Below are 12319 nucleotides of genomic sequence, written 5' to 3'. Positions count from 1 at the left end.
GCACGCGCCGCCGTTCCGCGCGAAACTGCGCGGATTTGCAGATTCGCCCCGAATAGCGGCGCTCCGCAACCCCCAACCCCGCTCCAAACCCGTGAAAAACGTCCCGTCGAGTAGGGTTGGGGGGTGCCAGACCCTGGCACTACCCCCCAAACCCGCGAAACGGGGTCGGTTTCGCCGGTCCAAAGAGGGGTTGGGGGTTGGTGCCCCAGCAGAACAACCCCCAACCCTCCACGGAGGGCACCAAAACAGGGGTCACATGTAGGGTTGGGGGTCAAATCGCCCCCTACATCCCCCGGCGGGCCTCCATCGCGCGGGCAAGCGACCCCTCGTCGGCGTACTCCAGGTCCCCGCCGATGGGCAGCCCGCTCGCGATGCGCGTCACGTCCACGCCCAGCGGCTTGATGGCCCGCGCCAGGTACGTGGCCGTGGTCTCGCCCTCCACGTCCAGATTCGTGGCCAAAATCACTTCGCGCACCTCGCCGTCGGCCAGGCGCGCGATCAGCTCGCGCACGTGCAGCTGCTCCGGCCCGATCTTGTCCATCGGGCTGATCACGCCGCCCAACACGTGGTACAGGCCGTGATAGGCACCTGTGCGCTCAATTGCCGTAACGTCCCGGGGCTCGGCCACCACGCAGATCTGCGACCGATCGCGCCCCGCGTCCGCGCACACCTCGCACAGCTCGTCCGTCGCGTACGAGAAGCACACCGGGCAAAAGTGCACCACGCGCTTCACGTCCAGGATGGCCTGCGCCAGCCGGCGCGCCTCCTCGGCGTCCGCCTCTAGCAGGTGGTACGCGATGCGCTGCGCGCTTTTGGGCCCGATGCCCGGCAGCCGCCCCAGCTCGTCCAGCAGCCGCTGCAGCGCGTGGCGGTCGCTGTCCAGATGCGCGCCGTTCCCCATGCCCAGACCCCTCTCGCAACGCTCGAACCGGCCCACCATGATACCGCCCGGTCCATGTGACGTTTCTCGGGCGTAACGCACCATGGGCTACCCTAGTGGGCACCCAAAAGAAGGGAACAAGTTCCCTGCACTCTGCAGAAACCAGGCACATCGCCCGGGCCACCCCAAAAGGAGCGCACGTGCAGAACGAAACCCCCGCCAACCAACCCGTGCAAGCGTCGGCCGCGCCGGTGCTTGCCTCCGCGAACGAGGTCGTCTCGCGCCTCGACGTCCCGGACCAGCTGCGCGACAACCTCGCGTTCTTCCTGCGCCTGGTCCGCAAGGTGCTCGAGGAGCGCGACCCGCAGGTCCGCGCCGTCTTCGACAAGCTCCTCATGGACGGCATCCTCTTCAACACGCAGGGCCTCCCGGAGGAAGAGGCGCAAAAGGCGTTCACCCAGGCCGTCGACACCTTCGACGAGCTGGACCTGGACCAGGCCACGCTCGTGGTCCGCGCGTTCACCGTGTACTTCCACCTCGCCAACATCTGCGAGGAGAACTACCGCGTGACCTCCCTCGAGGAGCGCGAGCGCCAGGTGCCCACGGACGCCGTCTACGACCCCGTCAACGACCTCACCGTCGCCTTCCACGACCTCGTGGACGAGTGCGGCCGCGGCAAGGCCCTCGGCCTGCTCAAGCGCCTCGAGTTCCGCCCCGTCTTCACCGCGCACCCCACCGAGGCCCGCCGCAAGGCCATCGAGGGCAAAATCCGCCGCATCGCGGACCTGCTCGCGAAGCGCCCCCGCCTGGGCGGCACGTCGCTCGCGGAGAACGACCGCCGGATCCTCCAGGAAGTCGACGCGATGCTCCGCACGAGCCCCATCGCCATCAAGAAGCCCACGCCGGTGGAGGAGTCCGACACCGTCATCGACCTCTTCGACTCCACGCTGTTCGAGACCGTGCCCGACGTCTACCGCCGCTTCGACGACTGGCAGCTCGGCGACAAGGCCGGCACCGTCCCGCCCGTGTGCCCCGCGTTCTTCCACCCGGGCAGCTGGATCGGCTCGGACCGCGACGGCAACCCCAACGTCACCGCCAAGGTCAGCCGCCAGGTGGCCGAGAAGTACCGCGTCCATGTGCTGCGGGCCCTCTCGGAGGCCGTGCACCACGTGGGCCGCAACCTCACGCTCGACAGCCCCTCCACCACGCCGAGCCGCGAGCTCAAGGCCCTCTGGAACCACCAGGTGGAGATGTCCGCGGTCGTCACCGGCCGCGCCGCCGGCATCAGCGAGTCCGAGCCGCACCGTGCCGTGATGCTCGTGATGTCCGAGCGCCTCAAGGCCACCGTGACCCGCACCGCAGACCTCATGTACAACTCCTCCGACGAGCTGCTGGAGGACCTCCGCACGGTCCAGCGCTCGCTCGCCGAGGCCGGCGCCACCCGCGAGGCCTACGGCCCCGTCCAGCGCCTCATCTGGCAGGTGCAGACCTTTGGCTTCTGTCTCGTGGAGATGGAGTTCCGCCAGCACTCGCTCGTTCACACCCGGGCCCTCGAGGACATCCGCGAGCACGGCTTCCACGGCGAGAACGGCCCTCTGCAGCCCATGACGCGCGAGGTGCTCGACACCTTCCGCGCCATCCGCTCCATCCAGCGCAAGAACGGCTTCAACGCCGCGCGCCGCTACATCATCTCGTTCACGCAGTCCGCCCAGGACATCGCGAACGTCTACGAGCTGGACCGCCTGGCCTTCTCCAAGGCCTCCGACGTGCCCGAGCTGGACGTGATCCCGCTCTTCGAACAGATCGAGGACCTGGACAACGCGGTGCCCATCCTGGACGAGATGATCAAGATCCCCGAGGTGCAGGCCCGCATGGAGAAGACCGGCCGGCGCATCGAGGTCATGCTGGGCTACTCCGACTCGTCCAAGGAGGCCGGCCCCACCGCGGCCACCTTCGCGCTGCACCGCGCGCAGGCCACCATCGCCGATTGGGCCGAGCGCAACCAGATCGACCTCGTCTTGATGCACGGCCGCGGCGGCGCCGTGGGCCGCGGCGGCGGCCCGGCCAACCGCGCCGTGCTGGCCCAGCCGGCGGGGTCCGTGAACTGCGTCTTCAAGCTCACCGAACAGGGCGAGGTCATCTTCGCCCGCTACGGCGACCCGGTGCTGGCGCGCCGTCACATCGAGTCCGTCGCCGGCGCCACGCTCTTGCAGTCCAGCCCCTCCATCGAGTGGCTCAACACCGACACCACCGAGCGCTACGAGTCGCTGGGCGACGCCCTCGAGGCCGCGAGCGAGGTCAAGTTCCGCGAGCTGCTGAACACCGAGGGCTTCGTGGAGTGGTTCTCCACCGTCACGCCGCTCGACGAGGTGGGCCTGTTGCCCATCGGCAGCCGCCCGGCCAAGCGCGGCCTCGGTGCCACGTCGCTGGACGACCTCCGCGCCATCCCCTGGATTTTCTCCTGGAGCCAGGCGCGGACCAACCTGGCCGCCTGGTACGGGCTCGGCACGGCGTGCGAGGAGTTCGGCGACGAGGAGGCCCTCCGCGAGGCCTACCGCGAGTGGCCGCTCTTCACCACGTTCATCGATAACATCGAGATGTCGCTCTCCAAGACGGACCCGCGCATCGCGGCGATGTACCTGTCCATGGGCGACCGGCCGGACCTCACGGCCACCGTGCTGGACGAGATGGCCCTCACGCGCTGCTGGGTGCTCCGGATCACCGGCAACCACTGGCCGCTCGAGAACCGCCACGTGCTCGGCCCTGTGGTGCGCATGCGCCTGCCCTTTGTGGACGTGCTCTCCCTGGCCCAGGTGCAGGCCCTGATGCGCCTGCGCGAGGCCAAGGAGCAGCTGACGCCGGAAGAGAAGGCGCGCCTCACGTACCTTGTGCTGTGCACCGTCTCCGGCGTTGCGGCCGGCCTGCAGAACACCGGCTGATCGCGCAGGGGCCATATGGTGCGCACGAGGCCCCGCGACGGGATGGTCGCGGGGCCCTTTCTGTCGCGCGGGGCGCTTGCTTTGTGATCGCAACACAAAGTGGCGTCACTCTTCAAAGGCCAGCCTCAGAGCCTCCTCCAAGGAGACCGCCGGCACGGAAGCGTCTTTGAACGCCCTTGCATCGCTCGAGACGATGGCGTCCACGCCAGCCACTTCCGCACACGCGCGGACAAGTGCGTCTTCGAGGTTCTGTTCTGATCCGGACGCCGCATAGCCAAACCCGAGCTCGGTCATGGCGCCGGTAAGCGGGAGGGTCACCACAGAGTCGAACGCGTTCCGTGCACACTCGAAGGCTCGGGACTTGGCCTCGAGGGGACCCCAGCCCTCCCTCTTGAGACACGCTCGCACTATGTAATCCACGTCTTTATACGCCGCCGTGCACGCGCACAGCTGCACGTAGTCATCCTCTGCTGCCGCAAAGAGAGCCTCTGCCAGCTGGTTTCTGGGGCGTTCGGGCAGCTCGAGGTCGAGCAACACGTTGGTGTCCACGAGAAACCTAAGCATGGCGGTCCTCGAGGGCCTGTTCCAGCAGCTCCTTGTCACTTGCGCCTGGTGACCACGTCCGTCGCCCTTCGTGCTTCCAGGTTTCGCGCTGGCGTCGCGCGGCTGCAATGCGGGCCTTGCGCGCGGCCTCGGGGTTTTGTGCGGGTGCGATCACCACGTAGGGGGCCCCGTATCGCTGCACGGGGCGAGGAACGCCCGTCGACTGCACCTGGGCCGCAATCTGCGTGAAGCGGTTCTTGGCGTCTGCCACAGAAACGGGCTCCTCAAGCTCTAGCAGGTCTTCCACAGTCACTCCTTTCCAGCGTTATAGCTATTATAATAGCCATAACGCTGGATTGTATTCCGCTGCGGTGTCCATCTGGCACAACCCATTGGTGTCGGGCGCCCCGCCTTCGTGTGGGCGCCCGACACCCGCGAGGCTCCTCTTCGGTTGCTTACCACTGGTTAGCGATCCGCCTTCCCGCGCGCTTGCGGCACACCGCGAGGGGGCGCGGTGCCAGAGGCCGCAGCGTGACCCATGAGAAACGCAAGAGAGCGCCTGCCGAACAATCCACTAATAGGTGCAAAAAGAATTAATGAACGCAACGGTTTCTGAAGACCGAAATGGTTGCAAATGATGTATCAACTAGTTCAGGTCAATGGCGGTGAACCTGAAATCCCCACGGCAGGACATGCGCCAACTCTTTGGATTCCATCGCTTTGCCAACATAAAGTGGCATGTAGACGGACGGAAACCAAAGGGCTCGGCACCCCGCTCACCTGAGAACCGCGTTGAGCCACTGGTTGCGTATCGGAGGGCCACCCGGGCACCATTCGTGTGCCGTTTGTATTTCAGTTACGCTTAACTTTACCAATGTTACAACGCACCTGAGAATGCCAAAACAGTAAGAACAAGAATCGGCGACAGTTGTGCCCAGAGCCTCTGCGGGCACGGCGCCCAAAGCCGGAAAGTGAGGAGCAATGCCTAGCCTCTACGACCGCCATTCGATTCCGTATCGCGCTATCGCGTTCTCGCTGACGGCGCTCATGACGTTCCAGTCCGCGAACCCCGTCGCGATCGCAACCACGTTGAACGAGGCGCAGGAGGAGAAGCAGCAGCAGGAGACGGCCGAGCAGCCCGTCGTCGAGCAGCCCGCCGCGGAGGAGACCGCTCAGCCCGCCCCCGCGGAGCCCGCCGCCGTCGAGACCCCTGAGCCAGCGCCCGTAGAGTACACGGTGACTTTTGAGGCCGAGGGTTCCGAGGACCACAAGGAGAAGGTTGCCTCCGGCAAGAAGGTCTCCAAGCCCGGGGATCCCGTCCGGGACGGCTGGGTCTTCAAGGGCTGGTACCTCGTCGACGCCAACAACAACATCAACACTGCTGGCGACGCGTTCAACTTCGACACCGCCATCGACAAGGACACCACGCTGCGCGCGTGGTTCGAAGAGCAAGTGACCGAGCCCCAGGAGCCGGCCACCACGGAGCCCGCTGACAACACATCGGAGAACCCGAGCGATTCCGCTGCCCCGACCACGCCTGCCGAGCCGGAGATCCCCCAGGTCACCGAGCCGGAGACGCCGGAGGTCACCAAGCCCGAGGGGACCCCGAGCACCGGTGCGGACGATGCCGCGAACGTGGGCGATACAAAGCCGGCGGAGGGCTCCGGCGAGTCCGATGCAAAGGGCGAGCCTGCGGCCGACGAAGGCATGAAGGACCAGGGCGTCGACGATACGCAAGTCCAAGAGGAGAGCAGGAAGAGCCTCTTCGCCGATGCCAGCTCCGTTCCGGAGGTAACGACCTCCCTGGATTCCGGTCTGCGACCCTACGCGCTTGTGCCTGAGGACGATGCCCAGACGTATTACCGGACCTATGTGTTCCAAAACGATGAGGGCGACGTTCTCAGTCGGCAGATTGTTGCGAACGGCCAGGCTTTGATCCAGCCTGCGACTCCCACCAAGCAGAACTGCAAGTTCGCGCGGTGGACCACCGAGAATGGCACGCTGTTCACAGGCTTTGGCCAAACGGTGGAGGGCCTGACGAAGGACGAGACCGTGGTTCTTAAGGCCGTCTTCAACGAGGCTCAATACCTGTACTTCATGTCCATCGAGGATAACGGCTCTCGTTCCGTCGTGAACACGACGGTCTTCACGGCCGACGAGATGGCTGCGGGCAGCGTCTTGGCTTATGACGGCTACGAGCCTGTTGGCCGCAAGGTCACGGCCTGGCAGGACGGTGATGGGAAGTCCTACCCGGTGGGAAGCGCGATTGCTGACGTTGCCAACGGCACAGTGCTCTATCCCGAGACAGTCAGTTGCAGCTGGGTACGCTTCGACACGCAAGGTGGTTCGTCTGTGGCCTCCCAGAGCGTGACGGACGGCGGTTCTGTCGACGTGGACTCCTTCACCTCCGAGCGCAACCACTACACCTTCAAGGGTTGGGCGACTGATCCCGATGGCAGCAACATGGTCTCCGGCACCTTCACGCCTACCGGCGACACCACGCTCTATGCGGTGTGGGAGGGTGAGCCGGTGAGCTACACCGTTGTGTACTGGGGCGAGAACGCCGACGACAACGACTACTCCGTGCTTGCCACCGGGCAAATGGAGGCCTCGGCCTCCAGCCAGATTACGCTGGACGCGACCACCGGCGCGCTGCCGAAAGGCACGGCCGATGCCGAGCACTTCACGTTCAAGACGTCGTCGACTGCCACCATCGCCGAGAACGGCTCGTCGGTGGTGAACGTCTACTACTCGCGGATCACCTACACGCTGAAGTTTGTCCAGGGCTCGGGGTGGTATTCGAAAACGCTGTTCAACGCAGAGATGAAGTATGATGCCGACCTTTCGTCGGTTTGGGCACACCCGGAGATAAAAACGCAGACTGACCAGGGGTACACCTTCACGTCGAGCATCACCGGCAAGTTTTATGCGTACCTGGCGAAAATGCCGGGTCAGGATCTCACAATGACTCTGCGTACGAGTCGGGATAGCTCCAAAACCTGGTACTACTACGTGGAAACCATGGACGGTAGCGCCGCCACTGCACCCGCCGGAGCAGCGACGGTTATCCACGACGGGGTCTGCTACTACCAATACCGCCAAAGCTCGGCCCGTGGCGTCAGTTCCCTCACTTACGAAGAGGATTATTTCCCGATCACGGGTTTCTATCAGAAGAACCTCGTGAGCGTCGGTACGAAGTTCAGCTCTTGGGAGCCTGGACGAAGAAGTCCATCTCTACTAAAGGAATGACTCTCTACTACGGACGTGCTTCTTACGATCTCACTCTGAACAACTACGGCGTCGAGGACACGAGGTCTGTCAAATACGAGGCCTCCATCGCCGGTTACGGCGGCGAGCCGGGCCGTCCTGCGGATGTTTCCGAGAACGCTGAGTTCAAGGGCTGGTACACGGTCGAGCCCAAGCTCGTCACTGACGATCTCGAACCTTTCAGCTTCGAGGGTCAGACCATGCCGGCCAAGAATCTGGTGCTCTACGCCTACTGGGCCGAGCCGTATTTGACCATCACCGTCACGGTTCCGTCTGTCCTGGGCGAGAACCGCACGCTGACCATCCCCAAGGGCAGCTCCATCGCCGAGAGCGACGAGTACATGCAGCTGCTTTCCGATGTCGCTACTGCTGGCTACGAAATCGACTGCTGGTTGAACGCCGACGGCACCGTCTATGACGTCCACCAGAAACTCTACGACGATACGACCCTGGGTTTCCGTCTCAAGGGCGAGACGTACACGGTGACGTACAACATGGGCGACATTACTGCCGAGGAACCTGTTGACTCCAGGGCGTACGAACTCAACGCCAAGGCGGCCGCCCTCAACCCGGCTGCTCCTTCCGGCAAGGAGTTCCTGTACTGGACCGACGCTTCGGGTCAGCAATACTATGCGGGCGATAGCATCACGATGACCGCCGACGTGACTCTGACGGCGCACTGGCGTGACGTGGCTGAGACCACGACTCTCACCTATAAGGTGGGCGAAAATGCTTACACCGTTAGCGGAATCACCTTGAACTCCAAGGAGACCCTGCTCGGCGCAACCGACTCCAACATCAAGGAGCTTCTTGACCCCGTGGTTCAGGCTGACGGCAACAAGAGGGTGTTCGTCGGGTGGAGCACCGACGAGAATGCGACCTCGCCTACGCATTCCGTTGGTGGGACCTATCGCGTGAACAACGAGAATCCGCAGGAGAATGTGCTGTACCCGGTGTTCGTGACCGTGACGAAGCCGAATGACGTGACCTACAACGGCCTCGATCAGAAGCTGAAACCGCAATTCAGTTCTGAAGTGACAGGCAATTACACCCTTGACTACGGCAGCAGCAACACTAAGGACGCCGGTACGGTGACGATGACGCTGACTGCTACCGATCCTTCTCTCTATGGCACGGTGAAGGGTCTGTCCTATGAAATCAACAGGCGCTCCGTCACCATCACCGTCGACAGCAAGACCAAGGTCTACGGGGCCGACGACCCGGCCCTCACCGGCACCGTGGGCGACCTGGTGGCCGAGGACGACCTGGGCGACGTCGCCTACGGCCGCGCCGAGGGCGACGCCGACAAGGAGGACGTCGGCGACGACATCACGCTGACCGCCTCCTACCGGGAGAACCCCAACTACAACGTCAGCGTCAACACCGGCAAGCTGACCATCACGGCTCAGTCCGTCAATCCGGAGGATCCGGACTACGTCGGAATCCAGGTGGCCGGCCCGCGCGACACCGTCTACAACGGCTCCGAGCAGAAGCTGCTGCCGACCGTGACGGACAAGAACGGCAAGACGCTCCTGCTTGACAGCGAGTACACCGTCGCGTGGTCTGAGAACACCACCAACGTCGGCACCGTGACCATCACCGTCACCGGTCAGGGCAACTACACCGGCAGCACGACCGTGACCTACCGGATCACCCCGGCCACCGCGATTGTCTCCGCGAACGCGGCCACCAAGGCCTACGGCACACCGGACTCGGACGTGACGCTCGGCGCCACCGTCACCGGGCTGATCGGCAGCGACGCGGTGAAGTACGCAGTGGCCATCGCTGAAGGCCACGCGGAGACCCCGGGCGTGTACTACGACGCGGTCGTGGCCAGCGGCACCGAGGACCAGGGCAACTACACGGTGAAGTACCAGCCGGCCAACCTGACCATCACGCAGCAGTCCATCACCCCGACCGACCCGGGCACCGGCGAGGAGGACCCGCGCTACACCGGCGCCGAGGTCCAGGCCCCCGCTGACGTGACCTACAACGGCCAGAGCCAGCAGGAGAAGCCGGTCGTGACCGACGGCCAGGGCAACGTGCTGGTCGAGGGCACGGACTACGACCTCACCTACAGCGACGATACCGTGAACGTGGGCACCGTCGAGGTCACCGTCACCGCCAAGGGCAACTACACCGGCTCCGTGACCGTGAGCTACCAGATCAAGGCGGCCGAGGTCACCGTCACGGCCGACGACCAGACCAAGGAGTACGGCGCCGACGACCCGCAGCTGACTGCGAAGATTACCGATGGCCAGGTCTTCGGTGACGACCAGCTGGACTACACGCTGAGCCGCGAGGCCGGCGAGGAGCTGGGCGAGTACGCGATCACGGCCACGCCTGGCACCAACGGCAACTACAACGTGACCTACCTGCCCGGCACGCTGACGGTCACGCAGCAGACGCTCGACCCGAGCAACCCGACCGACCCGGTCGACCCGACCGACCCCGACGGCGCCAAGAAGGGCTACGGCGTCAGCCAGCCGAGCGACGTGACCTACAACGGCAGCGAGCAGAGGCAGGCCGTCCAGGTCTTCAACAAGGCCGGCGAGCAGCTGGTCGAGGGCACGGACTACACGGTGGAGTACTCCGCCGCGACCAACACCGGCACCGTCACCGTGACCGTGACCGGCACGGGCAACTACACCGGCACCGTCGAGCGCACCTACCGGATCCTGCCGGCCCAGGTGACCGTCACGGCCAACGACGCGGTCAAGGTGTACGGCGCCGAGGACCCGGCCTTCTCCGCCACGGTGGAGGGTCTGGTCAATGGCGAGAGCGCCTCGCTGATTAACTACGGCCTCGAGCGTGAGGCCGGCGAGGCCACGGGCACCTACGCCATCAACGCCAGTGGCGCTGCGGAGCAGGGCAACTACACGGTGAGCTTCGCCGCCGGCACGCTGACCATCACCGCCCAGTCCATCGACCCGACCGACCCGGTGGACCCGGACCCGGACAACCCGGACCAGCCGGTCTACAGCGGCGTGACCGTCACCGCCCCGGGCAATGTCACGTACAACGGCACGGCGCAGACCCCGGCGCCGACGGTGGTGGACCGCAACGGCAACCCGCTGGCTGAGGGCACCGACTACGAGTTGGTGTACTCGAACAACACCGACGCGGGCGCTGCGACCGTGGCCGTGCGCGGCATCGGCAACTACGCCGGCGAGTTCCAGACCGGGTTCCAGATCGCCCAGGCGCCGCTGACCATCACCACCGGCTCCGCGACCAAGGTGTTCGATGGCACGCCGCTCACCAGCGGCACCGTCACGAGCGACGGCTTCGTGAACGGCGAGGGTTCGCTGCTCACCATCACGGCCACGGGCATGCGCCAGACCGTCGGCACGTCCGAGAACACCGCCACGGTGAACGACCCGGACAACGTGCTCCGCAACTACGCGGTGACGTGGGTCCTCGGCGCGCTGACCGTGACCCCGGTGGCTGCGCCTGTGCCGCCGACCACGCCGCCGACGCCCGCCGCTCCGACGACGCCGACCGTGACTCCGGCTGCTCCGGCTGCTGCTCCTGCGGCGCCCGCTCCGGCGCCCGCGGCCCCGGCTGCCACCGAGACCATCGCTGACGACGCGACCCCGCAGGCCGCCGAGCCCGAGACCATCGGTGAGGACGCGACCCCGCTCATGAACCTGATCGAGCAGGAGTGCTGGGTGCACTGGGTGATGTTCGTGGGCATCGTCGCCACCGTGGTGAGCGGCGCGGTGCTCGTGGGCCGTCGCCAGCGTCTGGCGAGCCAGCTGAAGTCCGTGAAGAGCGACTTCGTGGACGGCCGCGACGTGGTGGATATGGACGCGGACACCGTCACCGAGACGCAGCACGTCTAGTACGTAAGTAACGCTGGGTGCCGGGGCTCGTCCCCGGCACCCCTCCCAAAGGAGAGACACATGTCAAAGGCAAGCACAGCGATCTACGCCCTCCTGGCAGTTGCCTGCGGCGTGCTGCTGTTCGTGTGGTATGCGACAGGCCTGTACCTGGTCGACGACCCGCTGGACCTGATCGTGGCCATCGCCTGGTGGGCGGTGATCGGTGTGGCCGTCTACCTCACCGTCCGCGCCGACAACACGCGCAAGGAGCGCGTGCGCACCGTGTACGTGGGCGAGGCCGGCGCCATGCCCGCCGTCTTCAATCCCGAGAAGGGCCTGGTGGAGATGGACGGCCGCACCGCGCAGGACACCACCTACGCGCTGCTCAAGGACCTGGACTATGGGTTCGGTCGCAAGGACTTCCCCGACGAGGAGGAGTTCACCCCCGAGTACATGGTCCGCACCCGTGAGTTCAAGGCCGACGGCGACGACACCACCTGGAAGGGCGAGGTCGTGAAGCCCGACGGCGATCAGGCACTCCGCTGGCAGTTCGACGATCCGCAGCAGCTGCAGCAGATCCTGGCAACGATCTAACCGTTCGCGGACATCCGCATCAAGCGCGCAATGAGTCAGCACCCGTCGGGCCCTGGCTCATTGCGCGTTTTCCGTTCCCGCTCCCGGACGCTTCGGAGAGAGCCATTTGTCCACGCCTGGACGCTTCGGAGAGAGCCATTTGTCCACGGTTGGACGCTTCGGAGAGAGCCGTTTGTCCACGCCTCTGAGTCGTACAAATGTTCTGTCAGTGTTTTGTGAAGTCCCTCAATTTGCGAACATAGACCCGCAATAGGAGCACAATTGTTCGCACCAGA

Annotated in this window: 7 protein-coding genes; 4 read left to right on the top strand and 3 right to left on the bottom strand. The window is 65.1% G+C overall.

The window, feature by feature from the left end:
• Nucleotides 1-283: 283 nt before the first annotated feature.
• The gene (recR, locus tag QJ043_RS03585) at nt 284-901 is read right to left on the bottom strand and encodes a recombination mediator RecR (RefSeq protein ID WP_283713899.1); all 618 of its coding nucleotides are present in this window, start codon (nt 899-901) and stop codon (nt 284-286) included.
• 179 nt (nt 902-1080) lie between these two features.
• Here recR and QJ043_RS03580 point away from each other — a divergent pair, with 179 nt between their 5' ends.
• On the top strand, nt 1081-3819 hold the full coding sequence (locus QJ043_RS03580) for a phosphoenolpyruvate carboxylase (protein WP_283713898.1): 2739 nt from the start codon (nt 1081-1083) through the stop codon (nt 3817-3819).
• A gap of 105 nt (nt 3820-3924) precedes the next feature.
• Here the strand turns inward: QJ043_RS03580 and QJ043_RS03575 are convergent, their stop codons facing one another.
• On the bottom strand, nt 3925-4383 hold the full coding sequence (locus QJ043_RS03575; RefSeq protein WP_283713897.1) for a PIN domain-containing protein: 459 nt from the start codon (nt 4381-4383) through the stop codon (nt 3925-3927).
• Nucleotides 4376-4669 carry a hypothetical protein gene (locus tag QJ043_RS03570; RefSeq protein ID WP_283713896.1) on the bottom strand — a complete coding sequence of 98 codons (294 nt, stop codon included), beginning with the start codon at nt 4667-4669 and terminating at the stop codon, nt 4376-4378. The genes QJ043_RS03575 and QJ043_RS03570 overlap by 8 nt, the downstream gene beginning before the upstream one ends.
• 674 nt (nt 4670-5343) lie before the next feature.
• Here QJ043_RS03570 and QJ043_RS03565 point away from each other — a divergent pair.
• From QJ043_RS03565 to QJ043_RS03555, 3 genes are read left to right on the top strand one after another with little or no spacing between them, the layout of a single operon-like run.
• Nucleotides 5344-7611 carry an InlB B-repeat-containing protein gene (locus tag QJ043_RS03565; RefSeq protein ID WP_283713895.1) on the top strand — a complete coding sequence of 756 codons (2268 nt, stop codon included), beginning with the start codon at nt 5344-5346 and terminating at the stop codon, nt 7609-7611.
• Nucleotides 7608-11471, top strand: coding sequence for an MBG domain-containing protein (locus QJ043_RS03560; RefSeq protein ID WP_283713894.1), 3864 nt, complete (start codon nt 7608-7610; stop codon nt 11469-11471). The genes QJ043_RS03565 and QJ043_RS03560 overlap by 4 nt, the downstream gene beginning before the upstream one ends.
• A 60-nt stretch (nt 11472-11531) precedes the next feature.
• A complete protein-coding gene (locus tag QJ043_RS03555) occupies nt 11532-12044 on the top strand; it encodes a hypothetical protein (RefSeq protein ID WP_283713893.1) in 513 nt (170 codons plus the stop codon).
• Nucleotides 12045-12319 lie beyond the last annotated feature (275 nt).

The organism is Kribbibacterium absianum, assembly GCF_030067705.1.
GTDB classification, from domain to species: Bacteria; Actinomycetota; Coriobacteriia; order Coriobacteriales; family Atopobiaceae; genus Kribbibacterium; species Kribbibacterium absianum.
The sequence above is the reverse complement of the archived record's forward strand: the minus strand, read 5'-3'. Positions and strand labels throughout refer to the sequence as shown.

Coding starts and splice junctions, on each gene's coding strand:
- QJ043_RS03565 (WP_283713895.1), top strand. CDS start 5,344: ATGCCTAGCCTCTACGACCGCCATTCGATTCCGTATCGCGCTATCGCG.
- QJ043_RS03555 (WP_283713893.1), top strand. CDS start 11,532: ATGTCAAAGGCAAGCACAGCGATCTACGCCCTCCTGGCAGTTGCCTGC.
- recR (WP_283713899.1), bottom strand. CDS start 901: ATGGGGAACGGCGCGCATCTGGACAGCGACCGCCACGCGCTGCAGCGG.
- QJ043_RS03575 (WP_283713897.1), bottom strand. CDS start 4,383: ATGCTTAGGTTTCTCGTGGACACCAACGTGTTGCTCGACCTCGAGCTG.
- QJ043_RS03560 (WP_283713894.1), top strand. CDS start 7,608: ATGACTCTCTACTACGGACGTGCTTCTTACGATCTCACTCTGAACAAC.